Genomic DNA, 25,701 nt, shown 5'->3' on the forward strand with positions numbered 1-25,701 from the left:
GATCCATCATTATAATGAAGCAGAATGACCTTGGTATTTTCGAAAAGCACGAATCTGAAGTACGCAGCTATGTCCGCGGCTTTCCTACCGTTTTTCATGAAGCAAAAGGCTGCAGAATATGGGATATGGACGGCAAAGAATATATTGATTTCTTTTCCGGAGCCGGTGCCCTGAATTACGGTCATAACGACGAGAATATGAAACAGAAACTTGTGGAATATATACAGGAAGACGGAATCACCCATTCTCTGGACATGGCTTCAAAGACGAAGGGAGAATTTCTGGAGAAGTTCCATGACGTTATTCTCGAACCCCGTAATCTGAACTACAAAGTGATGTTTCCCGGACCAACAGGCACAAACAGCGTTGAGAGCGCTCTGAAGCTTGCCCGTAAAGTAACGGGACGCACCAACGTCGTAAGCTTCACGCACGGCTTCCACGGGATGACAATCGGGGCACTTTCTGTGACCGGCAATGCCTTTAAGCGCGGGGGAGCCGGTATTCCGCTCAGTCACTCCTATACGATGCCTTTTGATGATTATATGAAAGATATGGAACAGGAAACAGATTTCATCGAACGCATTCTCGATGACAACGGCAGCGGTGTGGAAATGCCGGCAGCCTTTATTCTTGAAACCGTTCAGGGCGAAGGCGGATTGAACGCTGCGCGCATGGAATGGCTTCAGAAAATTGAAAAAATCTGCCGGGACCGCGGTATCCTCTTAATCGTTGACGACGTGCAGGCTGGTGTCGGGCGTACGGGTACATTCTTCAGTTTTGAGCCTGCCGGAATTAAACCGGACATTGTCTGCCTGTCCAAATCGATCGGCGGTTACGGGCTGCCGCTTGCGCTTACCTTGATTCACCCGGACTATGACAAATTCGAGCCGGGAGAACATAACGGCACGTTCCGCGGTAACAACATGGCGTTTGTAACCGGAATGGAGGCTCTCAACTACTGGAAAGATGACAGCCTGAGCCGGAGCATTCAGGATAAATCCGAGCGGATTCATGCTTTCCTCCAGGACATGATGGAAAAATATCCACAGCTGGATGGAAGCCACCGCGGCCGCGGCTTCATGCAGGGCATCGCATGCGGTGTGGAAGGTATAGCCGAAGCAGTAGCAGAAAAATGCTTTGAACACGGTGTGATTATGGAGACAGCCGGCGCCGATGATGAAGTGTTCAAACTGTTCCCGCCTATCACCATTAACGATAAAGATCTTGATAAAGGACTCTCCATTCTGCAGACAGCCATTGAAAAAGCAGTCGACGAAAAAAATCCCGTAACAACCTGATGAAAAACAGGGCCGGGGAAGGTCTGATCTTCCAGCGCAGGAGACCGGGCCTTCCTCGGATTTTTGCAAAACGACTCTTTACAAAAGATGCACAACTCGAAGGAGGCTTATCATGAAAGTAGTAAAACTCGAAGACATCATTGGAACGGATCAGGAAGTGGATGACGGCAACTGGGTCAGCCGGCGCCTCATTCTCAAGCAGGACAATATGGGGTACTCTGTGCATGATACGATAATCCGTGCCGGCACCGAGACGCATATCTGGTACAAAAACCATCTCGAAACCGTCTACTGCATTGAAGGCGAAGGGGAAGTGGAGACACTGAGCGACAACAAAATCCATCCTATCTCCGCGGACACCGTCTATGCCCTCGATCAGCATGACGACCACATGCTCCGGGCAACAAAGGACATGAGAATGATATGCGTATTCAACCCGCCGCTCAGCGGCCGTGAAGTGCACGATGAAAACGGCGTTTATCCTGTAGACGACGACTAAAAATACATCCACCCGTGTATTGGAAGAACAAGCAGTTTCCAGCGGAGGACAACCATTCCTCATGGAAGCTGCTTTTTCTGTTCAGGGGGCAGCAGGTAATAGACATAAACACGGGTAACACGAAAAATGGCATTTTTCCTGAAACGTCGGAGGGGATGTCCTCGTATGTATGATACTTAGTGAATCATGAGAGGATGGAGGAAAAAGATATGGAATTTTTAGGATTTGGCATCGTTATGGTTTTTCTGTTTTTTCTCGCTTTCTTGTTTCTGTTGAACATTATTACAAGCATCTGGGCGTACCGTGACTCCGTTGCAAAAGGAAACAGCAAGGAATTTGCCCTGCTGATCCTTCTCGGTACACTGTTTTTTCCACTTATCGGTTTCATTGTTTACTTGTTTATCCGCAATCGTTAATGAAGATACTGCGTTGTGAATTCGACATGTTCCGCATCCATGCCGATTTTTTTCAAAAACGTCCGTACTTCTTTTATTGATTTGGCGGGGTATTGGAAATCACAGATGGACGGTCGGTTTTCCTGAAAATCAACCGTGGAAAAGCAGAAGGTTTCCTCCTCTGCATCATAATAAATCAAGAGCGGTAAGTGATGTTCCGGGTGCGTGACCTCGCCCTTATACACGTGATATGACATCGTTCCTGCCAACTCCTTCATCGTTGTATCGTATCGGATTACTGTCATCTTATTTGGGATCGATTAAAGATGGCAGGGCATGCAGCCTACTTCATTTTATCACGACAAGGTTCTTTTTTTCAGCTGTCGAATATTGCGTTTTGGAAAACAATCACGTCAAAAAAGAGGCTTCTCCTCATCGGGGAAGCCTCTTAATATATCGTAACGCCCTTAAAGAAGGTGACGCCGATACTGTGGTTCAACGTTGTCCGGCGGTGATCAGTTCGATTCCGTTTTCCTGCAGCACTTTCTGCATCTCGGGCGGTGGCGGGACGTCTGTAATGACAGCGTCCGCTTCATCCAGTTTCATGCCGCGGTAAAAGTGCTTTTTATAGAACTTGGTGTGATCGGCAAGCACGTAAACCCGCCCGGCGCGCTCCGCCATTTTCTGTTTCACGGCGGCGTCTTCCTCATGCGAGTAGTAAAAGCCATCCTCACTGACTCCGATGACACCGATAAATGCCCGATCGGCGTAATATCCCTCCAGTTTCTCCAGGGTACCGGGGCCGTATAGAAAACGATGTTCCGGATGCAGGCGTCCCCCGAGCAGATAGATGTCTGTCTCCATCTGATAATGAAGGCGTTCTGCATTCTCCACGGAGTTTGTGATCACCGTCAGCGGAACCGTGGTGATTTGTTCGGCGGTAAACTGAACCGTCGTGGAAGCATCCAGCATAACGGTTTCCCCCTGCTTGATACACGAAGCCGCCGCGGCGGCAATATCCCGCTTCTCTGTGGAAGCACGTTCCAGCCGCTCTCCGTACCCCTTCAGCGTTTCTTTGACAGCGGACAGCATAACGCCGCCATGAGTACGCACGACCATGCCCTGCTCTGCGAGTCTCACCGTGTCCCGCCTTGCGGTATCACGTGAAATGCCGAACTGATGGCACATCTCCTGGATGCTCATACGCTGATGTTGTTTCAGATGCCAAAGAATGGCTTCCATCCTTTCTTCCTGATACATACCGCGGACTCCTTTTCTTCATTTCTCTTTCATTATAAGTTAAACACTTATATTTTTCAATATAAAACTTATAAATAATTAAACCTGCTGAAAATATCAGCAGGCTGTTGCACTTTACTCTTTTTTCATTACGTTTGATACATCTTGATGCGGATAACCGAGGGCGTCGGCTACAGCCTGGTACGTAACAGCTCCGCCAGCTGTATTGATACCCTTCTCGATCCCCGGGTTGTCCGCTGCTGCTTTACCGATGCCGGATGCTGCGATCTCAAGCGCATAAGGAAGGGTTACATTCGTGAGTGCAATGGTCGATGTCCGCGGAACGGCCCCCGGCATGTTGGCGACGGCGTAATGAAGAACATCGTACTTCGTGTACGTGGGCTGATCGTGGGTCGTAATCCTGTCAGCAGTCTCAATGATACCGCCCTGATCAATGGCCACATCGACAACGACCGACCCTGGTGTCATCGATTGAATCATATCGTCGGTAACAAGTTTCGGTGCTTTGGCGCCCGGGATGAGCACGGCGCCGATGACAAGATCGGAATGCTTCACCTCTTCGGCGATGTTCATCGGGTTCGACATCATCGTCCGGATGCTTCCGTGATAGAGGTTATCTATCTCGCGGAGGCGTCCGGGGCTCACATCAACGATCGTGACATCCGCTCCGAGGCCCTGCGCAATTACAGCGGCATTCGTCCCGACGATCCCGCCGCCGATTACCGTTACTTTTCCTCTCTTTACTCCTGGCACACCGGATAACAGGATTCCTTTTCCGCCTTTTGATTTCTCAAGGAACTGTGCCCCGATCTGGGAGGACATTCGTCCGGCCACTTCACTCATCGGCGTCAAAAGCGGCAGCGTTCCATTCACTTCCACCGTTTCATATGCCACAGACGTCATCCTGGATTCGGTCAATGCTTGAACAAGATCAGGCTCCGCTGCGAGATGAAGATACGTAAACAGCAGCAGGTCCTCCCGGAAATAAGAAAATTCGGAGGCCAGCGGCTCTTTCACTTTCAGAACAAGGTCCGCTTTGTTCCAGACATCCGCGGCTTCTGATTCAATCACTGCTCCAGCCTGTTCATATTCCGTATCAGAGAATGCGCTCCCTTCCCCTGCCGATGTTTCCACCATGACATGATGGCCGGCCTCGGCAAAGGCATGTACGCCTGCAGGTGTCATGGCCACCCTGTTTTCATTATTCTTGATTTCCTTTGGAATTCCGATAATCACTAGCATTCACCTCCGCTGATAACTTCTGTTTCTAGTATAGCCGAAAATACAAAGGGTACGCATCGTGAAGGTTCCAAAAACAAAACGAGCCGATTTGTAACATTTCACAAATGCAGGCTCGTATTATTTCATTTCTTCCATTGTCATTTCCAACAGCAGCGACAACTTGTGATACGCATTTTTTAAGTCTTTTTGAATAATGTCTTCCACCCGCCTGATGCGGTAGGACATCGTGTTCACATGCACATGCATCATTTCCGAGGCTTTTTTCATATTGCCATCTACATGCAAAAACGCGCGGAGACTCTCAAACAGTTCGGTTCGATTTGCTTCATCATATTCATGAAGTGCCGCCAGAGATGGATCGCCCTCTGCGTCCCTGTTTTTCTTTTTCTGAATCACATCAGCGTACCGGTAAAAACCGAGTTCTTCATACAGCAGAAACGACGACCGGTCTCCGGACAGCTGCCGGTTCACCTCCAGAACGTGAAGCGCTTCTTCGTAACTTTGTTTGATGCGGGAGAGACTCCGGTACACACTTCCTGCCACGGTCTGCATCCCCTCTATCTGAAACCGCTCCTTCATCATGACTGGAAAATCCCGCAGAAACAAATGGATGCCCTCTTCTGAATAAGGATAGACCGGTTCGGCCAGGCATACGATTCTATTTTGATCTCTCGTATAAAAATAGCCTTTCACTTTTCTGGACGTATCCATCACATAAATCATTTTGTCATAAAGAGAATCATCAAGTGTAGTCCCGGATTCCAGTACAACAACGGCGCTGCGGGACGGAAGAGCGTTGAACCATTCCGAAAGCTGTTCAGCAATCTCCTCTTCTTCTGATACATCACCGGTCAACAGCCGCCAGAAATAGTCACGGCGGTGCTGCTGCATTGCGATATGGCTCGTCTGCACCTGCTGCAGCTGTATAACGGCTTTGGCGGCGGCTTTTTTTAAAAACTCGGTATCCTGCTCTTCCAACGAACAACTGCCTTCGAGCACCCATAGGTAGCCGAGAATCTCTTTGTTATTCCTGACCGGCGCCGCCATCCTTCTTCCAAGACCTATGTCGTGGATTTCAGGAATACGCACCGGCTCTTCATTCTGATGAAGCGCCGGTAAAATGCCTTCTTTCCACAGTTTGTTAATGACATGCTCCGGAACACGTCTTCCAATGATGGTCGATACTCTGGCCGCATCCGTATGATCATCATGGGTACTGTAAGCCAGAAGGCGGTGGCTGCTGTCTTCCACAGTGACCGGTCCCTGCATCATTTCACTGATGCAGTCGGCCAATTCTTCCATCGATGAAAACGTACGATCCAAAGCGTTGTGTTTATCCAACAACCGCCTCCCCCCTTTTTACAGTGTTCATCCTCCAAGAAAAAAGTCAAGCACCTTCGATGTACCGCTCACCTGTGCATTATACATTTCCGAGTAGCCGCAGTTTTTACAGTATACAACGACAAAACGATTATTCTGCACATCAAAAAATCGGCTTAACCCGGTTCCTGATACGGCAATTTCTTTTGTACCGGCTTCTTCATGGCCGCATTTCAAACATCCCTGCTGTTCCATATATCATGTCTCCTTTTATAAATGCTTATTATTAATTACGGTTGGTTCTCCTCCGCGGTTTCAGCTGAATTCTGTGCTTAACCAAATATACAGCGCGGCGTAGCTGGCATAGGGGGACCACGCTTTGCTCTTCTCCTGAATCTCTTTCACCGACGGCTTTTTCTCCCTGTTCCAAAGGTGTTTCAGACCGTTTTGTATACCGATGTCCTTCGCCGGCAGCAGATCCGCACGCCCCAGGCCGAAGAGTAAAAAGCACTGAGCCGTCCACGGTCCGACCCCGCGGATGGCGGTTAATGTCTTCATGACCTCTTCATCCGTCTGTTCCTTAATTGCCCCAAGATCAAGTTTACCATCAACTATCATCCTGGACGTATCAATAACGTACTCCGCTTTGCTGCGGCTGAACTGCAGCTTTTTCAGTTCTTCCGGTTCAAGCCGGGCAATGCGTTCCGGTTCCGGATAAAACCAGACACCATCCACCATCTCCCCGTACGTCTGTACAAAACGCGAAGACAACGTATAGGCAAACGACATGTTCAGCTGCTGATGGATAATTGTTTTCATAAGGCATCCGTATGTTTCAAATTCACAGACGAGCGGCGTTCCGGCAAACCGTTCAAACAACGGCGCAAGATCCGTCGACTGGAAATGATCTTGAATCTCTTCAAGCGGCCGGTTCCATAAAAAAATAGATTCAGCCTGTGCAGCAGCTGCATCGGGCGGTACCGCGTCTCCTGTCAGATTCACGTCATATCCTTCTTCCGTCTGATGAAAGCGGAGGGTAATGCCTTCTGCTGCACCATTATGTACGACGGGAATTTTCACCGTCTCTTCTTTTTCATCGAGGTTGTGCAGCGGATCAGCGCCAAGACGCTGAAGCATGACAGGTACATTGTAATTCCGGGGCAGACTGATTTCTCTGTTCCACATCATCCGGCCTCCTTTTTTCTTTTCATTATACCATGCTTACGGTTATTTCCTAAACTTACTAGTCCGGGGTAGGGAAGCTGTTTGATAGAATAAAAGTATTCCTGTCATAAAGGGGGTACATACAAATGTCAATAGCCACAGATCTGGCAACGATCCGGATTCTCGGCACCCTTCATCAATCCATTGCTTCTCCGCCGCTTTCACAAACCGTGGAAACGTTATGCCGGGAAGTGGAGTACATCAACTGGGCCGGGGTCTACTTTTACGAGGGGGAAGACACATTGCTTGCCGCTTATGCAGGCACCGATTCCGAAGATGACGTGATGCAGAGCCGGCTCGCCTTTCCCATCCATAAGCCGGACGGCACAGAAACCGGCGTTCTTGTGGTAAAAAGCAGACAGTGGATTGTGTTTGACGTCAATGACGTGCCGACACTTGAAACAGTCGCTGCAGAGATTGGAAAAACGAAAGCTTGAAGACAAAAAAGTTCCAGAGCACATGTCCTTTTTTCGACGTCATGTTCTCTGGAACTGATTTGTATCCGGGGATTGATTAAAGCGGGGGTATTTGTTCGTCTGCATCAAGTACAAGGTGGTCGAGGTTCTGGAACGTGTATCCCCGTCTGCGGCATTCGTCGATCACCCGTGCAAGTGCATCTGCATTGTCCTCGGAAACGGAGTGAAGCAGCATAACCGCACCGGGGTGAATTCTTTTCATAATGCTCTGGTACGCGTGATCCGCGCCGCGCTGGCTGCCGGTCTCCCAGTCGACGTACGCAAACGACCAGAATACATTCGTGTACCCGAGCTTTTCGGTCTCAGCCAGGGTCCGCTCACTGAATGTACCCTGCGGAGGACGCAGGTACTGCATTTTCTGTCCCCCTGTCTGTTCCTGGTACTTATCGTTCACTCGCTCCAGTTCTTCTTTCAGTTCCTTTTTTCCCAATTCCGGAAGACTCGGGTGACTCCAGGAATGATTGCCGACGATATGGCCTTCTTCTTCCATTCTCTGCACCAGTTCAGGCGCCGAATTTAAATAATGGCCTGTCACAAAGAAAGCAGCGGGCACGTCTTTTTCCTTCAGCACGTCCAGAATATCTTCGGTATAACCTTCTTCATATCCATTGTCAAAGGTGAGATACAACGTTTTGTTTTCCGGATTTCCGATAAAGTATCCATTGTATGTCGCAAGCAGCTCTTTGTACTTTGGCTCTGTGTCCGAGGGTTCATTGTTCTCAGCCGGTTTGAAGTTCCATCTGTAGATTTCTCCGGCATCCGCCATGCCCCACTGAAAGAAAAACGAGAAGAACAGAACAAAAACAGCAGTGAGAGCCCGCATACCGATTCTCCTTTTTTCCCTAGGTTCTGTTATCACAACATTTTTATACTTCTTTGTGACATTTTTGCGCAAAAATATTTTCAATTTTGTTTGTAGTCTATATAATAGGTAGCTGATGTAATCATTAGAAAGGATTTTATGCATGAATGATTTAAAGAAAAAGAGTGTGCTGCAGCGCATGCTTGACGGTGTGGAGCGCATCGGAAATAAGCTGCCGCACCCGATTACTTTGTTTGCCATTCTGGCGCTTCTTGTTGTGGTACTATCCGCCATTCTCGCCCCGCTGAATATCCAGGTGGAAGACCCCTCCGCTGAAGGGGAAATGCTTACCGTCACGAACCTGTTGTCGGGAAGCGGGATTGAGTATATATTTACGAGTATGGTCGATAACTTTATAAACTTTGCCCCGCTCGGTATGGTACTGGCAACTATGATCGGCATCGGGATGGCTGAGCAGAGCGGCTTAATCAGTGCCGCTTTGAGAGGTTTTGTATTATCCATTCCAAAGCAGCTGCTTACAGCTGGTCTTGTGTTTGCCGGCATTATGTCAAACATTGCAACAGACGCCGGTTATGTTGTCCTGCCGCCGCTTGGGGCGATGCTGTTCGCCGCTCTCGGACGTCATCCGCTGGCCGGGCTTTCTGCCGCTTTTGCGGGGGTTTCGGCTGGATTCAGCGCGAATCTGCTTATATCGGCCCTGGATCCACTGCTGGGAGAACTCACCATACAGGCTGCTTCTACGATCGATCCATCATACGCCGAAGGCATGAACATCGCCATGAACTATTTCTTTATGGTTGCTTCCACCGTTCTCTTAACCATCACGGGAACATTCATCAATGACAAAATCGTGGAACCCCGGCTCGGTACGTATACAGGCGAGGTGCAGAATGAATCCGCATCGCTTGAGCCTGCAGAGAAAAAAGGACTGCTGTGGGCGAGCGTGTCTTTTGTCATCTCCGCCGGCCTGCTTTCCCTTCTGGTTCTTCTTCCAGGCGCGCCGCTGCGAGGGGAAGATGGAGACATTGTCCAACAAATTGTCCAGTCACCGTTTATGAGCTCGCTTGTTGTCACGATTCTGATTCTTTTCTTCATCCCGGGTCTGGTGTACGGCTTGATTACGAAATCCATCAAAAGTGACAAAGATGTCGCCAATAAACTGTCCGAAACGATGGCATCCATGGGAATGTTTATCGTTTTGGCGTTTGCCGCCGGCCAGTTTATTGCATATTTTTCGGAAACGAACCTTGGTACCATCCTCGGCGTAAAAGGATCGGCTTTTCTGGATACCATTCAACTGGATGGCATTCCGTTGATTATCGCGTTCATTCTGCTGAGCGGGTTCATCAACCTCTTTATCGGAAGCTCTTCCGCCAAGTGGGCGGTCATGGCTCCCGTTTTCGTTCCAATGCTTATGAATCAGGGCTTTTCCCCGGAACTGACACAGATGGCCTACCGTATCGCGGATTCGACCACCAATATCATTACACCGCTCATGTCCTACTTTGCGATTGTGATTGTGTTTGCCCAGCGCTATGACAAAAATATGGGTATCGGGTCGCTGATTTCCGTTATGCTTCCGTATTCCATCGGATTCTTCATCATCTGGACCATCATGCTCATTGTATGGATGCTTCTTGGCATCGATCTCGGACCGGGATCCCCGATTTATTACGATGGATAAAAAAAGACCGGAACTGGGCCAAAAATTAAATAAGCGCAGGAAAACACAAATGTCCTGCAGCGTTGTTCAAGAGCTGCATAGCAGCGGAGTCAAAGTGTTTCGCTCCTGCTGAGAAAAGCACTAGTCACGGGTACCCCGCAGCAAGCAGGGTACCCGTGACGTATTTCCACAGGATAATGACGTTTACGGGGGTTCGAAACCCTCTAAAGTGTTTTCGGAATCATTCATAGTGACGTTTGAGGGGGCACCGGACACTCTGAAGTGGCTCCGGCGTCATGCCGAAGGACGTTTACGGGGGCGCTGCACCCCCTAAAGTGCCTTGGGACCCATTCCCAGCGAACGTCCGTCTCCCCAACCTGAACGCAGCAAACAAACACCTGCATTGTTCTGCATCTGTACTATCAGAACTGCTTCCCTTTCCTGCGTTATACGAGCTGGCATCGTGATTACATCGCGGGACAGTTCAGGTGCGGTTTCGATTCCGGCAGACGGGACCTGGAACGGCCGGGTTCCGACGGTTTCGACAAGCAGCTGATCCGGCAGGACCGCGGCCACGGCATAGAAGACACGATGAGCTCCGGCGAATCGATGTCGCCCTTGTACTCCGGAGTGAAAGCGAAGCATTTTGGCGCAGCGGTTTGTCTCAGCAACGAAAAATGCCGAACGATTTTAAAAAATCGTTCGGCATTTTTCGCTTCTTTTAGAGGTTTTGTCCCGGATTCGCGGCTTTTTTACTTTAAATGATGATATTGATTGATGTAATGAATGGCGAGTCTGTTGTCTTTCCAGCTGATTTTGCTGACGCCCGTATTATCGATGCGGAATGGACGGTGCAGCTGGTCCCAGTTTTCCCCGGCAAGCAGGTACATGAAAAAGATAGTCAAAAATCCACCGTGCGATACAATCGCGGCCGTTTCCTCTTCTTTGATGCTTTTCACCAGATGATACAGTTTTTCGCAGCGGACGGTGATTTCGTTATCCGTCTCTGTTCCTTCAAGGCCAGAACGCAAAATGGTCGTCTGTCTCACCTTTGGATACATATCATAAATCTGCTCCCGCGTTTGTCCCTCCAGCGGACCGAGGTAAATTTCACGGAAGTCCTTGGACGGGACCGCTTTCTGTTTCTGGTATTTTTCTATCCCTGCCGCTGTCTCCCGCGCACGGGTTAAATCGCTGGTATAGAATTGATCTATCGGCAGATCGGCCATCGATTCCCCGAGCAGACGGGCCTGTTCCCTGCCCTTTGCCGACAGTTCAAAGTCCGCGGCCCCCTGCACTCTTCCTTTGCGGTTTCCTTCCGACTCCCCGTGTCTGATTAAATACACAGCCATCCTTATCTCTCCTCATTTTCCTTCCAGTCCTGTTTAAACTGGCGCAGTTTCACTGCAGTGTCCTGCAGTATTTTCTCTATCCGTTCGATATCGTCTTTCTGCAGATCGTCATCTGCTTCCATTTCACCGAGCATTTCCTGCATCAGTGTCATTTTCTGCTGCAGATACTGGATCTGCCTCTTTTTTTGATGTACAGGCGTACTCATCGCTCTTATCCTTTCTGTTTTTCATCCTGGAATATATCAATATTGCGCCACTTTCCAAACTTGAAGTAAGCGGCAGCTATCGCCGAGCTTACGATAAAGCTGCACCCGACGCCGATTCCGATTCCGGTTTCGCCGTAAATAGAGGAGAACAGCCAGGCAAGCGGAAAACGCAGCGCCCAAAACGAAATGATATTAAGAACAAGCACCTGCATGACAGCACCCGTTGAACGGACGATGCCGTTCAGCACAAAGTTAATGCCGAGAAACGGGTAAAAGAACGCAACAATCCGCAGGTATTCAGCACCGAAGGCAATCGTATCCTCGTCATCGACAAACATTCCCATTAACAGTTCAGCACCGAAAAAGACGAGAGTACTGATGGTCAGAGCGACACTGAAAATGAGGATCAGACCGCTTTTGGCAATACCACCGACTCTGTCCCAGCGCGAGGCACCAATGTTTTGTCCGGACATGCTCGTAATGGCGGAGCCGAGTGTTGTCGCCGGCATCATAATCAGACTGTCCAGCCGCTGGGCAGCCCCGTAGCCTGATACAACCGTCTCTCCAAAAGATGTCACGACCGTCATGATGGCGAGTACGCCTCCGGATATCGCCATCATCGAAACACCTGATGGCAGTCCGAGTTTAAAAATCCGCTGGAATTCCGCTTTCGGCGGGACGTTCGGCACGGTGAACGGCAGTCCTTTTTTGACAATGGAGTAGATGACTCCAAACAAGAAGGCGCTGCCCTGCGCGAGAACGGTGGCCCATGCTGCACCTTCCATGCCCCATCCGAATCCGGCAATGAACAGCGGATCCAGAATCGCGTTCAAAACCACTGCCAAAATAATAAAGCGAAGCGGGGTTTTACTGTCTCCAATCGCACGGAGAACGGTGCCGATAAAGTTATACCCGAATAAGAACAGAATTCCCGTGAAGTTGATGCGGAGGTAATTCACTGCATCTGTCATCATCGATTCCGGCGTTCCCATCCATGTCAATATGTGCGGAGCCATGACAAAGCCGATGACCCCGAGCAGTATTGATAACGTACCGAGAACAAAGACAAACGCGTTCAACGATCTTTTAAGACCGTCTTCGTCTTCTGCTCCTTTCCTCTGGGACAACACCGTCAGCGTTGCACTGTTGATACCAATCACAAAAGAAAGGATCGTGAATACGACCGTCGATGAAATCGATACAGCCCCAAGTGCTGTAGAACCGAGTAAATTACCGACCCATAAGCTGTCAATGATCTGATAGGAACTCTGAAGCAGATTACCGATAAAAATAGGAAACGCAAAAAGAATCATTTTGCGCATAATACTGCCTTCTGTAAAATCAAACTGCCTGTTGTTTCCTGCCATGTTTCTCGCTCTCCTGTAACGGCTTAAAGTACTGCTGGGCAGTTTTATTATCAGCCGGTCTGTATTTCAAATGTTTCGGTAATATCGATGCTGTCTTTGACAGACTGCACCATGGAACAGTGTTTGCGGGTCCACTCCATGTTTTTCTCCATCTTCGTTTCATTTATATTATCGGCCTTCACGATAAAATGAAGATGAATGCTCTGAATTTCATCGGCTCCTTCGCCGCTTCTTGTTACTTCGGTTTGAATCTGGATATCGTGAACGGTCTGACGCCGTTTCTCCATGATTTTTCGCAGGACTCCTCCGCTGCACACGGCTACCGAAGACACAAGCAGCTGAAACGGCCGGAAACCGTACGTCTCATCTGAAGCGGCCTGCAGGGTACCGTATTCTGTCTCCGTTTGAAAACCTTGTTCTTTCATTTCAAAATTCATGGTATAACGCTCCTTCTTCACAACAATAAATCTCAGGCTCCCTGAGTGTATCATGAGGCACCTCTCGATGTCTTTTTCATCGTATCAGATACACCCCTGATTTCCATTGAATCTGCTTCACGGCCGGTAAGTCCAAAAATAAAAGAACCGGGCGGCGGGCCCGGCGGTGTGTGTTACCGAATTTCTTCGTCGTAAATAGTATTCAGTATTTCGTGGGATGGTTTCGAAATAAGGTTTTTTGTCACCTTATTAATAACAGTGGTGTTTAAATGTTCTTCCACTTCTTCAATCGATTCTTTGCTTCCGACGAGGTAAACGCCTCTCAGATTGCGGTCTTTGACCTCTTTATCCAGCACCGGGGCAAGCTGCTTGTACCAGCGGTGTCTGTTTTCTTCAAAGCGTCTCTGCAGTTCATCCACCTGTGTCGAACCGGATGACGTGCGGTCTGATGAAGCATTGCCTTTGTACTGCTTCCAGTCCTCGTGTTCCACTTCCCAGCTGAATTGTTTCTCATCACGTATTTCGCCAAGTGCCGCATCAATCAGCACAACATCGCTTTTTTGGACGAGCAGAATGCCGACAGCCGGGAATTCCGCCTGCAGTTCTTCAAGCTGATCCAAAACCGGATAGGTTTCCCAGTGAAAGGCGGTCTCGACCGGAACCTGGAGGATTTTTTCGACATGGAAATCTCCATCCGACGACGCCATGAAAACAAATCCTTTCTGAAGGTCCTTCTGGTGGTCATAGATATGCTGGTTGGCTTGTTCGGCCAGTTTTTTGAAGGCTTTCTCCTCTTCTTTGGTACCGTCTGTTTCTATATACTCTTTCAAATGCTTAAGCCCGTTTTTCAGGCGGATTTTCCATTCGCCGCCGTGTTGTGAACCGTCAGCGAAGTCTGTATTTAAATATATGGTGAGGATACCTGTTTCATCACTCTGCTGCTTATACGTTTTCAATTCGTTGGCCAATGTCATATACGCAACTCCTCCTTCGTGTAACATCCTGAATTTTTTCTCATCGTTAATATAACCTTTACATTCCAGCAGTAAACCGGAAATTCAGAAGAGAAGAAGGATATACAGAGAACATGCGCCGCTTTATCCATCATGTGAGCGAATTTCTGCATCAATGCTTCTGTTTCTGCATCGAATATGGGAAACTTTTTATTTTTATCGATCGATTCTCCGGGTTTATCAATCAATCCACTTTCCGCAGCCCCATTTCATTGGATACAAAGGGACTGTATCAAAAGCCATTAAACGTTAAGGCATCCGCTGCAGGCGGACGCTTGCCGCGGGCAGCGCCTCAGCTACATCAAACGGTAAAACCGCCGTTTGATGGGATCTTCGGCTGCTGCTCTTCCCGCTGGCGTCGCCGCCTTCCGCTTCTGCCTAGGGTGAATTTTCTATATTACAGAAATGGAGCTGCACCTTTTGATACAGCTCCTTTGTATTAAGAGCGTTCGTCTGCGCCTGGCAGTTTTTCTACGTTTTCCGCCTGTTCGATCTGCTTTTGTTCAGCGTCTTCCTGATTCAGTCCTTTAATTTCCTGCGCGGTCTGTTCCGCATGATTTTTGGCAGATACCGCTGTTTCCTTTAGATGCCCGGCACGGTCGACGATATCCTGCACATCTCCGGAGGCGGACTGCAGAAGGTGGGACAGCTCATTTGACGCCCCTTTTACCTTCGTAATAATCTCTTCCCGGTTTTGTGACAGAAACGAACTGACGTAATTCACGGTGGAAGCCGTCTGTTTCGTACCGCTTACAATGGAAGTTCGTGTACGTTTGTTGAAAGCAAGAACTGCGGCCGCTGCGGCTCCTCCGGTTATCAGACCGATCGTCCATCCCTTGCTGGATATGTTGTTTTTTGTCTGCTGCATAAATTTATCCACCTTTCCAAGTAACCCTTGTCATTTACGTATTAGTATGTACTTACCACGAATCAATAAAAAATATTCTTCAACATTCATGTCGAAGGATAGGGTCTTCCTTCTATTATATAGATTATGCCCATGTTTTCAACCTGTCAGCCCTTCAATTTACGTAAATTAAAAGTATTCAAAAAAAAGTAACATTTTCTTCATTTCATATGTTTCTGTATTCGTTATAATGGAAATGATAGGAGAGAGAAAAAAAATAAAGGATGGTGCAGTATGAGAAAACCGATGCGCTCTTCAATGGAAGATTTAATCGCTGAAAACAAACAGGAATTACTGAGAGATCCATCAGCTATAAACGAGATAGAAAAAAAGCTGGATGAGAAAAAAGCAAAAGAAGTGTACGTGGAAAACCAGGACGGCACGAAACGGGTTCAATAAAAAGAGTACAAAAAACGCGGGAGAGAGCCTTTACCACCATCGTGAGGGCTCTCTTTATTGTGACATCTGCTTCTATGGAGACTGTAGTGCCGCTGTTTGTTCAGCTTCTCTTTAGCCTGTCATCAATCAGGTGGTATGTCATTTGTTTTTGTGCTTTCTGTTCATTCAGCAGGTGGTGGCGGGCTCCATGAATAAGAATCCGTTCGGAGCGGGGAAACAATGCTGCGTAGGCTTTTAGATTGTGTTTCCACTCCAGCGTCTGATCTTTCGTACCCTGCAGAATCGATATCGGTTTTTGAGAAGGTCTCTTTTTCATGATATCGCGTTCCCACTCAAACATCGAGTGCACCCATGACAGTGGAATCGTATCTCCTTCGAGTGGGTCATTTTTCAATTGTTTCATAAAAGCCTCCGCGCCTGTGCTCATCCGGAACTTGCGGGGCAGCTCCTTTTGAAGCAGGGACACAAGCGGCACGGCCATTTTCGACAAGTGCCATTGATTCGAGCGGATCAACGGGGACACGAGCACTACATTCTGAAACATTTCACCGTAGCCGGCACTTAACAGGTAGTCGGCAAGAACGGCTCCTCCCGTACTGTGCCCGATCCCATGCAGCTTTTTGGTTCCTTCTTGATACAGCCTGGAAAGTACAGCGGACAGGGCTTCTCTATATTCATCAAACACTTCTTCTTTTTGCTTCGGCCCTCCCGACCGGCCGTGACCGGGCAGGTCAAACGCCGCCACATGATAACCGCTTTCGGTTAAAAAACGGATGCCGTCTCCATGAACACCGGCATGATCAAATAAACCATGCAGAAACAGGACAACCGGGGCATCATGGGGCTGGCGGAACAGTTGATAAAACAAATAATAATCCCGAAACGGAATATAGGACGGTATGTGCTTCACCTGCTCAAAAGGCAGATTATACCGATCTCTGTACGAGGATATATCCAGGGTGTAATCCATAGTTCTTTTTCCTTTCTACACATTACTTAGCCATGCTTTTGTCTTCATTCTTCCCTGTTTTCTCCGGAAGGATAATCATAACACAGCGTGAACCTGCTCTTCCAGTTTTAAAAAATCCGTAAAAAAAGAGCCGTCCGTCTGCCGGACAGCCCTTCGCGGTGTATATTACTGGAGTCTTGGATCGGCTAGCAGACGTTCCAGCTCTTCCATGTGGCCGGTTTCGTCTGTGATAAAATCCTCGATTCTGTTCTGCAGCTCAATCAGACCGAGTGCTTCTGCCTGTTTGGTACGCTGCTTGTAGCGTCCAATGGTATCTTCTTCCGCTTTGCGGGCTGCTTCCAGCATTTCCTTTACATTATCCGTCTGTTTGATGTCAGCTGGTTTCGTTACAGGGTCGCCGCCGAGTGTTTTAATCTTTTCCGCAAGATACAGGGCATGTGTCTGTTCGTCGGTTACTTCCCCTTCGAAAAACGGTTTCAGTACCTGACGGAACATGCCGGATACCACAGCGGCATAGTTATTGTACATGATCATTGATGCATACTCATTGGCAAGGTCTTCATTTAATCCATCAATTAATTCCTGTGTTTGATTATCCATGATGATGCCTCCTTTACTGGTGTAACTAGATAATGTTGATCTATCATGTGCCGTGCTGCATTCTTAAGTGTTCCCGGTCCGTATGCGGCCTAAACCTCTATTTTAGCGTCCGGGCGGTTCAGTCAAAAAGCTCACGGTATTCCCCGTATCCTTCTTCTTCCAGTCTTTCTTTCGGAATGAACCGCAGAGCTGCGGAGTTCATGCAGTAGCGCAGTCCTTCCGGAAGCGGACCGTCGGGAAACACGTGGCCAAGATGGGAGTCGGAGTTTTTCGTTCTTACTTCCGTCCGCCGCATTCCCATCGTTGTATCGAGGTGTTCTACGACTTTTTCTTCTTTCAGCGGCTTGGTGAAACTCGGCCATCCGCAGTCTGAGGCGAATTTTTCTTTGGAAGAGAAAAGCGGCTCCCCGTTAATAATATCAACGTAAAGGCCTTCGTCCATCAGATCCCAGTATTCGTTCTGGAACGGCCGTTCCGTTCCGTTTTTCTGTGTCACTTCAAATTGAATAGGTGTTAGTCTTTTTTTCAGGTCTTCCTGGTTTTCCGACACTATTGATCCCCCCAGTACGTTTGTATGAATCCTGCACGACCCGAACCTCTCTTATAGAGCTGGTAGTGCATTTTATTTTTGTGGTGGTAATCCTGATGATGTTCTTCGGCTTTATAAAAGGTGGATGCCGGAAGGACCGGTGTCACGACAGGGGATTGAAACGGGCCGTTTTCATCCAGTTCTTTTCTGGACTGCTCCGCTTTCTGCTTCTGCTCTTCATCGTGATAGAACACCGCCGTCTGATACGACTCCCCCCGGTCATTGAACTGTCCGCCGTTATCCGTTGGGTCAATCTGCCTCCAAAACGTACGGAGCAGTGTATCGTAGCTCGTCTTCTGTGGATCATATTCCATCTGCACCGCTTCCACATGGCCGGTTGTGTCCGAGCATACTTCTTCGTATGTCGGGTTTTCTGTATGTCCGCCGGTGTAACCCGAGGTGATGGAATGAACGCCGTCGAGTTCTTCAAACGGCCCGACCATGCACCAGAAACATCCCCCGGCAAATGTAGCAAGCTTCGTTTCCGTACTCAAAGGACCGCCTCCTTTCCTTTCTCTATTCTTCATTATACCACTTATACTTCTGCAGTACTCCCGAAGTGCTTAGCTTAAAAAAGACTGTCATCCGGAGGCATCTGCTGTTGTTTGCGTTTCAGACCGGTACGATTCCCCGTGGACACTACACCTGCCGGCAGCATACATAGTATCCACGGAAGCAGTGTCCGTGGACACCAAGACTCTCCCGCCTGCAGCCAGTGTCCATTGATGTCTGCCGGCATCCACTAACTTCTGATTTCAGCGGCGTAGTGTCCCCAAAACGGTAATCCGTGGACGCTGCGTGCTTATTTTTTGATGATAGTGTCCACGCGTCGATGACCGACACCCCGTAAAACTTTTTCCGCTTCTGCCACAGGGTAAAGAAAAGGGGCTGTACCTTTTGATACAGACCCCTTTTTCATTGTTTATTGCAGTTGTTTGAGTGATTCGCGGTTGAATGCCGGGAGATCGTCCGGTGTTCTGCTTGTGACGAGATTATTGCAGACGACAACTTCCTGGTCGTAGACGTTGGCTTTGGCATATTCCATGTCGGTCTGAATGGAAGCAAAGCCGGTCGCGTCCCGTCCTTCGAGTGCTTTGGCGGTAATCAGCAGCTGCGGGCCGTGGCATACCGCAAACACCGGCTTGTCTTCATCCATGAAATATTTCGCAAACGACACAAATCGGTCGTCCGCGCGGAGCATGTCCGGGGAGAATCCTCCCGGAACAAGCAGAGCGTCAAAATCGGACGGCTTCACGTCATCGATGGAAGCATCCACGGTGACATCTGCTTCTTTTTGTTTTCCCTGTATGGTTTTTCCCTTTTCTTTTTCAATTACGGTAAGGCTGTGCCCTTCGCTTTCAAGCGCCTCTTTCGGGCTAGTAAACTCGGAATCCTCAAACATATCTGTCATCAATACAGCGATGTTTTTACTCATACGTAACTACCTCCCTGTTTTCATGAAATCATTGTACGATTCGTAATATACCCTGGTCCTTTATCGGTTAAACATAGTGCCGTTATTTTCTTCCATAATCGGCTTTGATTTCGCCCCAGGCTTTCGTGTTCCATTTTAAAATACGGTTCGAAGGCTTGTTCTGTCGGAGCCACTCCTCGGCCTCCCCGACAAGTCTCCAGATTTCCTCCGTCTCCTGCGTGCGGGCGAGGCTCGAATTCGCCTTGTTTTTCTTCACCCAGAGAATGGCTGTATCGGAGTCGGAATAGACCGGCATGTCACTGTTGTTTTCCTTTACGTACTTCAGAGCGTCCACGACCGCCAGAAATTCACCTAGATTATTCGTCCCTTTGTTAATCCCCGGATGTGCAAAAACGACGTCCCCGGTCTTTGTGTAGACACCTTTGTATTCCACAAAACCGGGGTTGCCGTGCGAACCGACATCGACGGAAATGCTTTCTTCTATGTACGAAGATTTCTCTTTGTCAGCAGATACTTTTGCTGCGGCACCGCCGTTTTGGAAGGCCTGCTCAGCTTCTGCTTTCGAGCGGAACGATTTAAAGGACGCTCCCGCAAAACCTTTCACCTGTTTCTCGCACTCCTGCCAGTTATCATAGATACCGGGGTTTCTTCCTTTCCACACAACGTAATACTTCTTTTTTGCCGCCATTTCGTTTGTCCCCTTTCTTCCCCTCTCCATGTTTTATCATGACTCTTCGTAAAAACGTTGAAAAATCGTGTCCTGCTGCACGGGATATACTTCGTACCCGCAGATATCATTGATAATCGTCTGGTTTCTCATAACAGATAGAGCAAGGTTGGTTGCGGCTGTGCCGTGGGAATGATCCAGATTCGTCAGTACGTAAATATGATGACGGCGGTCGTCATGAAAAACAAGACGGTACGTATCACTGACCTGGTATCGTTTGTCATCTTCCCATTTTATCTGAGAGCCAAAATCATAGATCCACTGCGGCACATTCGGAGTATAACCGGTCGCAAACACCGCCTTGTCCGTCCGGTGGGCAAAAGTCGCTTCTTTCTGCCACTGCCGGCACGTCAATTCATACCTGCCGTCCCTTTTCTCCATCCCGGTTACCTCTGTCATCGGCTGCAGGGTAACGCGCGGATCTTCGCGCTCCACTGCCCGGTGATAAAGAAGTTCATAAATGTTCATTAACGTTTTCTGTTCAATGCCTTTCCGACCTTTATCAAGTTCCGGCAGGGCGTCGAGTCTTGTTTCATAATCAAGGGTGCGGAAATAGGATACATAATCGGGCGAAAATACTTCGCGGGCCAGTTTCGCCGATTCAGACTGGAAGAACTCCGGTGACCTCGTCAGCCACGTTAGATGATACCCGTAATGTTTCTGGTCCTGCAGCAGATCATGAAAAATTTCAGCCGCGCTCTGTCCCGAACCGACTACTGTAATGGTATCAGTATGTTTCAATGCCGCTTTACGCATCGCGTACTCGCTGCTGTGATAGACATGGTCATGCGCCCGCGGGTTTACAGCCGGAGGCAGCTGCGGGGTACTGCCCGTGCCCACCACCACATGACGGGCATAATACGTGTAGGTGTCACTCGTTTTCGTATCCCGCACACTCACCTGATAACAGCCTTCCTCCTCCCGTACATCTTCCACCCGACAGCTGAACCGCAGCGAATCGAGCTGCGCGGCCACCCATTTGCCGTACGCATCATATTCTCTTCTTGGAATGTGAAGGTCTTTATAAAAAAAGAACTGGTACAAGCGGTTTTTCTTATGTAGATAGTTGATGATGCTGTACGGACTCGTCGGATCGGCGAACGTAACGAGATCGGCGAGAAACGGCGAATTCAGTACGGTGCCTTCAAGCAGCATACCCGGATGCCATTCAAATGAGGGGTGCTGCTCGAAAAAAAGAGCCTGCACGTCATCGAGAGGCTCTGTGAGGGCTGCCATACCGAGATTAAAGGGACCGATACCGACCCCGATGATATCGTATTTATTGCTGCCTGCCATGTTTTTTCTTCCTTTCCATCAGTAATCTATTCCTTGTTATACCCTCTTTTTCCGCCATGGAATACTTCTTTTTGAAAGAAAAGGACGCGCCGATTCGTTAGAGCACGGCGGCAGCGAGAATACCGAACAAAAAGAGTGGAATATTGTAATGGAGAAAAGTCGGGACGCACGTTTCCCAAATATGGTGATGCCGTCCGTCTGCGTTCAGTCCAGATGTCGGGCCGAGCGTGCTGTCGGATGCCGGAGACCCGGCGTCCCCCATCGCGCCGGCTGTTCCAATCAAAGCCGCCGTTGCAAGGGGAGAATAGCCGACGCTCAGACAAAACGGTACAAACAGAGCGGCCAAAATGGGAATCGTACCAAACGATGTGCCTATCCCCATCGTGACAACAAGGCCGGCAAGCAGCATAACGGCGGAGGTTACGAGACCCGCGCCTCCTGCCGCGTCTACTGCTTTTTCTACCAGATTATCGACTGCTCCCGTCTCTTCAAGGACGTTGGCGAACCCGGAAGCCGTCAGCATGACAAATCCAATCATCCCCATCAGCTTGATACCGTCTCCCGCCAGCTCATCGCCGTAGCGGAAGGGAACCACCTGGAATACAAATAAGAGAATAATGCCGGTAAGAGCGCCGTAAATGAGAGAGCCGCCCATGACTAGCTGTACAATTAAAGCGCCCAAAACAGCGATAATAGTGAACATATGTTTCAAACCAAACGATGGTTCCGGTGTTTCTTCCAGGTCAGACGAATCGGCAGCGGCACTCGTTTGTGGATTCGGTTCCCGCGGTTTGCGGTATGAAATAAAAACCGCCGTAAGAAGACCGACAGCCATACCCAGCCCCGGAATGACCATCGCCTGCCAAATCTCCCCTTTTGGAACATTCATACCTGCTGCCGCCATCCCTTCTGCTATCGTTTGATGAAACTGCAGGCCAAAACCAGCCGGAATAACCATATACGGTGCTTTCAATCCGAACGTAAGCGCCGAGGCTACGGCACGCCGGTCTATTTTCATGTCATCAAACACGTGCAGCATCGGAGGAATTAAAATAGGAATAAATGCAATATGAACCGGAATAACGTTCTGCGACAAACACGCCACAGCGGCAATCGCCATAATCAGAAACCCGCGCTTTCCTCTAAGAAAACGGAGCAGTGTTCTGACCAGCACTCCCGTAATACCCGAATACCCGATCATTACCGCAAAAATACCGAGCAGAATATAGCTCATGGCCGTTTCCGCCTGATCTCCCATACCATTCAAAAGCATTGTCATTGCATCGTTGGGGCTTAAGCCGGCCATCAATCCTGCGGTTATGCCTGCTGAGAGAATAGCGAGAACCACATTCACCCGCAGCAGGCTGAGTACGATCATCATCCCCACGGAAATTAAAACAATCATCATATTAAAAAGACCCCTTTACTTCTTCAGCTATCTGCCAGAATAAAGTATAAGGGGAAGCAAACGTTGATGCAATCCTTATTTTTTTTCGATCATTTCACGAAGCCGGTCCCGCAGTTTCTGCTTCAGGTTTTTGGCTGCTGCAGGCGACTGTCCCTCGGTGGAAACGGCAATGTGATAGCCGCTTTCTTCAAGAGTAGCTGGAAATGCTGCATTGCCGGTTTCGGGATCATCTGCTGCATTCAGCAGCTGGTGTGGATGAACCGATTCTTTAATAATCCGCCGCGCCTCGGGATTCCCTGAGGCGGAAACGATAAGAAAAGCCGAAGCCAAATAGTCCGCCCGGCATTCATCTTTCACCCAGTGGACCTCTCCTTTTTCGTACAGAAGCCGCACGGAGTCGCTGATCCAGGGGGCGACGACAACAATATTGGCCCCGGCTTCCAGCAGCTTGTTTATTTTCCGGGACGCGATGGTCCCTCCTCCGATTACGACGACAGGCTTGCCGGTCAGATCCAGAAAAAGCGGGAAATTAAACATGTTCCCCGCTCCATTCCGTCCACGCCGGCTGTTCCATTGTTTCCAGCGTCCGCTGCTTTAACACTTCCTGCAGTTCTTCATCATAACCCAGATAGTCACAGAGCTTCATCTCCGGCGGCCCCGTTTCATTCATTTTGTCGATTTTTTCCTGCATTTCCTGCATCAACAGCCCGGTGAACATCAGGTAGGGAACGGCGTAAACACGCCGGGCACGGCTTTGAGACATGGCCGCAAGTCCTTCATCAAAGGAAGGAGAAGCTGCCGCAAGAAACGCAGTTTTCACATTCTGCTTTCCTGTCCGCTCCTCGAGTTCGCCTGCAATCCGGTAAAAGTCCTGCAGCGCGTTTTTATCACTTGAACCGCGTCCGACGAGAAGAATGTCAGCATCTTCGCCGGTCGTCCACCCCTGTGCTTTCAGCCGCACCATCAACACATCGAGCATTTTCGGGTGCAGGCCGAAAGGAGCTCCGTATTGAATTGTTAGATGGGGGTAGGTGTTCTGCACTTTCTGCAGTTCCGCCGGGATGTCTTCCTTTATATGACCAGCGGCAAAGAGAAGTACCGGAACGACCGTAATGGTATCCGCTCCCTGTTCCACACACCGCCTGGCACCCTCCGCAATATCCGGCTCGGACAATTCCAGAAAGCACGTTTCCTGCACCGTGCATGGTACAGACTTCTTCGTTTCTTCCACAAAGGCTTCCATCTGCCTGCTTCCTTCCGGTACTCTGGTACCATGGCCGACATAAAGTACAGCACGCATGAGGTGACACATCCTTTCACTATTCCGGGACAGAATTGTTAGACAGTGCGTTTATCAGTGTTTCGGTGTCCGGGGACGGCAGTGTGACGGTTGGTTTCACTCCCCTGTTTCGCAGCGATTTTTCTATTTCAGGACCATGAGCGGTAACGGTTCTATTAATCAACCATTCTACAGGAGAAAGGCCGTTTCTGTCCAATTCCTTCCATAAGACGTGAACGGCTTGTGAGGACGGCACAACGACGGTATTAATCCAGTCATTTTGAAGAAGTGCCGCTGTCGATGCCTGTACACCTTTCGCCGGAGTCAGCCGGTGGCTTACCCATTTTTGCGAGAAAGCTTCCGCTTCTCTGCAGGCATGTTCCGGACCGATCCACAGACTATGCGGACCCGGATTTTCCTTCGTAAAGCCCGCAAACAGACCGTATGATTCCAGTTTCTCAAGCGTCCGGCGGGAGGCCGTCGATATGCGTCCGGGAAGAGCGCGCAGATCCATTCTGTTCTGCTTCATCTCGTCAAACAATACATCGACACTTTCTTCGGCCGCTATATGCAGATGGTCAAACGAATAAAGGGACCCGAGCTGCTTCGTTTCCTGTGTATCGACAATCCAGCCTGGTGATTCCAGTACTTCCGCGCCGTTTGAACGCAGGGCCGGAGCCGTACTGCCTGCTGCGGCGGATGTTTTCACGACCCAGACAAACCGGCCGAAAAGGGGTTTCTTTTCGAGCCATTTTAATTTCCGGTGCAGCGCGGCCGTTTCTCCTACAATGGTCATGGCAGGGTTTTTCATCTGCCGGCGTTTTGCTTCTTCCTGAATACGTTCAAGCGGTGCCACCGCGACCCGCTGTCTGGAGGTGGCTGCCCACTCGATGACAGCAGCCGGTGTGTCGGGGTCTTTTCCGTTTTCGATTAGTCTGCCGGCAATCGTGCCGAGGTTTTTCATGCCCATGTAAAAAGCCGTCGTATCGATGCCGGCAGCAAGAGATTTCCAATCTATGCCCGGCTGTCCGTCTTCTGTTTTGGTGTGTCCTGTCACCGCCGCAAAATTCCCGGAAAAATCACGGTGTGTCACCGGGATACCAGCATACATCGGAGCAGCCATTCCTGCCGTTATGCCGGGAACCATTTCGTAGGAAATGCCCGCTTCGGCAAGCGCTTCCGCTTCTTCGCCGACCCGGCCGAACATCCCGGGATCTCCGCCTTTCAAGCGTGCGACGGTAAATCCCTCTGCGGCTTTATCCACGAGAATCTGCTGGATCGTTTCTTGGCGGAGGTGATGGCGCTCCGGAAGTTTTCCGCAGTAAATAAGCTCTGCCCCCTGCTGGACGTATTGCAGAAGAAGTGGATGGACGAGACGGTCATAAAGGACAACGTCTGCCTTTTCCAGATTTTCTCTGCCTTTTACCGTAATAAGACCGGGATCACCCGGTCCTGCACCAATGAGGAATACTTTCCCCGTATTCATTATTTTATCCTCCCCGTCACACCCATTTCT

33 protein-coding genes are annotated in these 25,701 nt (G+C 49.3%); 7 read left to right on the forward strand and 26 right to left on the reverse strand.

Annotated features, from left to right (window positions below):
• The first annotated feature begins 14 nt into the window (after positions 1 to 14).
• From ectB to BM124_RS07405, 3 genes are all read left to right on the forward strand, one after another.
• Entirely contained in the window at positions 15 to 1,298 is a 1,284-nt protein-coding gene (gene ectB / locus BM124_RS07395; RefSeq protein ID WP_093336455.1) for a diaminobutyrate--2-oxoglutarate transaminase, read from the forward strand.
• A gap of 112 nt (positions 1,299 to 1,410) precedes the next feature.
• Positions 1,411 to 1,797 (forward strand): ectoine synthase, encoded by a 387-nt coding sequence (locus BM124_RS07400; protein ID WP_090926991.1) that lies wholly within the window; start codon positions 1,411 to 1,413, stop codon positions 1,795 to 1,797.
• Between the two features lie 209 nt (positions 1,798 to 2,006).
• Positions 2,007 to 2,213 carry a PLDc N-terminal domain-containing protein gene (locus BM124_RS07405; protein WP_093336457.1) on the forward strand — a complete coding sequence of 69 codons (207 nt, stop codon included), beginning with the start codon at positions 2,007 to 2,009 and terminating at the stop codon, positions 2,211 to 2,213.
• Here the strand turns inward: BM124_RS07405 and BM124_RS07410 are convergent.
• The 6 genes from BM124_RS07410 to BM124_RS07435 all read right to left on the reverse strand — a co-directional run bounded on the left by BM124_RS07410 (position 2,210) and on the right by BM124_RS07435 (position 7,202).
• Positions 2,210 to 2,497 (reverse strand): hypothetical protein, encoded by a 288-nt coding sequence (locus BM124_RS07410; protein WP_170841024.1) that lies wholly within the window; start codon positions 2,495 to 2,497, stop codon positions 2,210 to 2,212. The two genes, BM124_RS07405 and BM124_RS07410, sit on opposite strands and share 4 nt — an antisense overlap.
• A gap of 190 nt (positions 2,498 to 2,687) precedes the next feature.
• Entirely contained in the window at positions 2,688 to 3,452 is a 765-nt protein-coding gene (locus BM124_RS07415; RefSeq protein WP_093336460.1) for a DeoR/GlpR family DNA-binding transcription regulator, read from the reverse strand.
• Positions 3,453 to 3,566: 114 nt separating this feature from the next.
• On the reverse strand, positions 3,567 to 4,688 hold the full coding sequence (gene ald, locus BM124_RS07420; protein ID WP_093336461.1) for an alanine dehydrogenase: 1,122 nt from the start codon (positions 4,686 to 4,688) through the stop codon (positions 3,567 to 3,569).
• 123 nt (positions 4,689 to 4,811) lie between these two features.
• The gene (locus BM124_RS07425) at positions 4,812 to 6,035 is read right to left on the reverse strand and encodes a PucR family transcriptional regulator (RefSeq protein WP_139217081.1); all 1,224 of its coding nucleotides are present in this window, start codon (positions 6,033 to 6,035) and stop codon (positions 4,812 to 4,814) included.
• A gap of 27 nt (positions 6,036 to 6,062) precedes the next feature.
• A complete protein-coding gene (locus BM124_RS07430) occupies positions 6,063 to 6,269 on the reverse strand; it encodes a zinc ribbon domain-containing protein (RefSeq protein WP_093336464.1) in 207 nt (68 codons plus the stop codon).
• Positions 6,270 to 6,329: 60 nt separating this feature from the next.
• On the reverse strand, positions 6,330 to 7,202 hold the full coding sequence (locus tag BM124_RS07435) for a DNA-3-methyladenine glycosylase family protein (RefSeq protein ID WP_244504272.1): 873 nt from the start codon (positions 7,200 to 7,202) through the stop codon (positions 6,330 to 6,332).
• A gap of 122 nt (positions 7,203 to 7,324) precedes the next feature.
• On the opposite strand from BM124_RS07435, the gene BM124_RS07440 reads away from it, so the two are divergent.
• On the forward strand, positions 7,325 to 7,675 hold the full coding sequence (locus BM124_RS07440; protein ID WP_093336466.1) for a hypothetical protein: 351 nt from the start codon (positions 7,325 to 7,327) through the stop codon (positions 7,673 to 7,675).
• Between the two features lie 76 nt (positions 7,676 to 7,751).
• On the opposite strand, the gene pdaA is transcribed toward BM124_RS07440, so the two are convergent.
• Positions 7,752 to 8,537, reverse strand: coding sequence for a delta-lactam-biosynthetic de-N-acetylase (pdaA, locus tag BM124_RS07445; protein ID WP_093336467.1), 786 nt, complete (start codon positions 8,535 to 8,537; stop codon positions 7,752 to 7,754).
• A 142-nt stretch (positions 8,538 to 8,679) separates the two neighbouring features.
• Between pdaA and BM124_RS07450 the strand changes: the two genes are divergently transcribed.
• Entirely contained in the window at positions 8,680 to 10,221 is a 1,542-nt protein-coding gene (locus BM124_RS07450) for an AbgT family transporter (RefSeq protein ID WP_093336469.1), read from the forward strand.
• Positions 10,222 to 10,530: 309 nt separating this feature from the next.
• On the opposite strand, the gene BM124_RS07455 is transcribed toward BM124_RS07450, so the two are convergent.
• The 6 genes from BM124_RS07455 to BM124_RS07480 all read right to left on the reverse strand — a co-directional run bounded on the left by BM124_RS07455 (position 10,531) and on the right by BM124_RS07480 (position 14,536).
• Positions 10,531 to 10,845: a hypothetical protein gene (locus BM124_RS07455; protein WP_139217082.1), complete on the reverse strand. Its 315-nt coding sequence runs from the start codon at positions 10,843 to 10,845 to the stop codon at positions 10,531 to 10,533.
• Between the two features lie 107 nt (positions 10,846 to 10,952).
• Positions 10,953 to 11,552 carry a histidine phosphatase family protein gene (locus BM124_RS07460; RefSeq protein WP_093336472.1) on the reverse strand — a complete coding sequence of 200 codons (600 nt, stop codon included), beginning with the start codon at positions 11,550 to 11,552 and terminating at the stop codon, positions 10,953 to 10,955.
• A 2-nt stretch (positions 11,553 to 11,554) separates the two neighbouring features.
• Positions 11,555 to 11,758, reverse strand: a complete 204-nt coding sequence (locus tag BM124_RS07465; protein WP_093336473.1) for a hypothetical protein — start codon at positions 11,756 to 11,758, stop codon at positions 11,555 to 11,557.
• 5 nt (positions 11,759 to 11,763) lie between these two features.
• Positions 11,764 to 13,125 (reverse strand): MATE family efflux transporter, encoded by a 1,362-nt coding sequence (locus BM124_RS07470; protein WP_093336475.1) that lies wholly within the window; start codon positions 13,123 to 13,125, stop codon positions 11,764 to 11,766.
• A gap of 50 nt (positions 13,126 to 13,175) precedes the next feature.
• The gene (locus tag BM124_RS07475; protein ID WP_093336476.1) at positions 13,176 to 13,562 is read right to left on the reverse strand and encodes an OsmC family protein; all 387 of its coding nucleotides are present in this window, start codon (positions 13,560 to 13,562) and stop codon (positions 13,176 to 13,178) included.
• 173 nt (positions 13,563 to 13,735) lie between these two features.
• Entirely contained in the window at positions 13,736 to 14,536 is an 801-nt protein-coding gene (locus tag BM124_RS07480; protein ID WP_093336478.1) for a VLRF1 family aeRF1-type release factor, read from the reverse strand.
• A 113-nt stretch (positions 14,537 to 14,649) separates the two neighbouring features.
• Between BM124_RS07480 and BM124_RS18525 the strand changes: the two genes are divergently transcribed.
• On the forward strand, positions 14,650 to 15,018 hold the full coding sequence (locus BM124_RS18525; RefSeq protein WP_139217084.1) for a hypothetical protein: 369 nt from the start codon (positions 14,650 to 14,652) through the stop codon (positions 15,016 to 15,018).
• Here the strand turns inward: BM124_RS18525 and BM124_RS07490 are convergent.
• On the reverse strand, positions 15,015 to 15,443 hold the full coding sequence (locus BM124_RS07490) for a hypothetical protein (protein ID WP_093336481.1): 429 nt from the start codon (positions 15,441 to 15,443) through the stop codon (positions 15,015 to 15,017). The genes BM124_RS18525 and BM124_RS07490 overlap by 4 nt on opposite strands.
• Positions 15,444 to 15,716: 273 nt before the next feature.
• On the opposite strand from BM124_RS07490, the gene BM124_RS07495 reads away from it, so the two are divergent.
• Complete coding sequence (locus BM124_RS07495) at positions 15,717 to 15,881, forward strand: FbpB family small basic protein (RefSeq protein WP_093336483.1); 165 nt, start codon at positions 15,717 to 15,719, stop codon at positions 15,879 to 15,881.
• Between the two features lie 100 nt (positions 15,882 to 15,981).
• Here the strand turns inward: BM124_RS07495 and BM124_RS07500 are convergent, their stop codons facing one another.
• From BM124_RS07500 to cobA, 12 genes are all read right to left on the reverse strand, one after another.
• On the reverse strand, positions 15,982 to 16,851 hold the full coding sequence (locus BM124_RS07500; protein WP_093336485.1) for an alpha/beta hydrolase: 870 nt from the start codon (positions 16,849 to 16,851) through the stop codon (positions 15,982 to 15,984).
• A gap of 165 nt (positions 16,852 to 17,016) precedes the next feature.
• Positions 17,017 to 17,451 carry a ferritin-like domain-containing protein gene (locus BM124_RS07505; protein ID WP_093336487.1) on the reverse strand — a complete coding sequence of 145 codons (435 nt, stop codon included), beginning with the start codon at positions 17,449 to 17,451 and terminating at the stop codon, positions 17,017 to 17,019.
• Positions 17,452 to 17,569: 118 nt separating this feature from the next.
• Positions 17,570 to 18,001, reverse strand: a complete 432-nt coding sequence (msrB, locus tag BM124_RS18855; RefSeq protein ID WP_170841026.1) for a peptide-methionine (R)-S-oxide reductase MsrB — start codon at positions 17,999 to 18,001, stop codon at positions 17,570 to 17,572.
• Entirely contained in the window at positions 18,001 to 18,534 is a 534-nt protein-coding gene (gene msrA, locus BM124_RS18860) for a peptide-methionine (S)-S-oxide reductase MsrA (RefSeq protein ID WP_244504273.1), read from the reverse strand. The genes msrB and msrA overlap by 1 nt, the downstream gene beginning before the upstream one ends.
• Before the next feature lie 74 nt (positions 18,535 to 18,608).
• Positions 18,609 to 18,779, reverse strand: coding sequence for a hypothetical protein (locus BM124_RS18865; RefSeq protein ID WP_170841028.1), 171 nt, complete (start codon positions 18,777 to 18,779; stop codon positions 18,609 to 18,611).
• Positions 18,780 to 18,962: 183 nt separating this feature from the next.
• Positions 18,963 to 19,475: a type 1 glutamine amidotransferase domain-containing protein gene (locus BM124_RS07515; RefSeq protein ID WP_093336488.1), complete on the reverse strand. Its 513-nt coding sequence runs from the start codon at positions 19,473 to 19,475 to the stop codon at positions 18,963 to 18,965.
• Between the two features lie 82 nt (positions 19,476 to 19,557).
• Positions 19,558 to 20,163, reverse strand: coding sequence for a ribonuclease H1 domain-containing protein (locus BM124_RS07520; protein ID WP_093336490.1), 606 nt, complete (start codon positions 20,161 to 20,163; stop codon positions 19,558 to 19,560).
• Between the two features lie 36 nt (positions 20,164 to 20,199).
• A complete protein-coding gene (locus BM124_RS07525; RefSeq protein ID WP_093336491.1) occupies positions 20,200 to 21,498 on the reverse strand; it encodes a lysine N(6)-hydroxylase/L-ornithine N(5)-oxygenase family protein in 1,299 nt (432 codons plus the stop codon).
• A 97-nt stretch (positions 21,499 to 21,595) separates the two neighbouring features.
• Positions 21,596 to 22,906: a Na+/H+ antiporter family protein gene (locus tag BM124_RS07530; RefSeq protein WP_342028610.1), complete on the reverse strand. Its 1,311-nt coding sequence runs from the start codon at positions 22,904 to 22,906 to the stop codon at positions 21,596 to 21,598.
• Between the two features lie 75 nt (positions 22,907 to 22,981).
• The gene (locus BM124_RS07535) at positions 22,982 to 23,443 is read right to left on the reverse strand and encodes a precorrin-2 dehydrogenase/sirohydrochlorin ferrochelatase family protein (protein ID WP_093336493.1); all 462 of its coding nucleotides are present in this window, start codon (positions 23,441 to 23,443) and stop codon (positions 22,982 to 22,984) included.
• A complete protein-coding gene (locus tag BM124_RS07540; RefSeq protein ID WP_170841029.1) occupies positions 23,436 to 24,206 on the reverse strand; it encodes a sirohydrochlorin chelatase in 771 nt (256 codons plus the stop codon). The genes BM124_RS07535 and BM124_RS07540 overlap by 8 nt, the downstream gene beginning before the upstream one ends.
• Before the next feature lie 19 nt (positions 24,207 to 24,225).
• Positions 24,226 to 25,671: a uroporphyrinogen-III C-methyltransferase gene (cobA, locus tag BM124_RS07545; RefSeq protein WP_093336496.1), complete on the reverse strand. Its 1,446-nt coding sequence runs from the start codon at positions 25,669 to 25,671 to the stop codon at positions 24,226 to 24,228.
• Positions 25,672 to 25,701 lie beyond the last annotated feature (30 nt).

This window comes from Salibacterium halotolerans (genome assembly GCF_900115625.1).
In the GTDB taxonomy this organism is placed as follows: Bacteria; Bacillota; Bacilli; order Bacillales; family Marinococcaceae; genus Salibacterium; species Salibacterium halotolerans.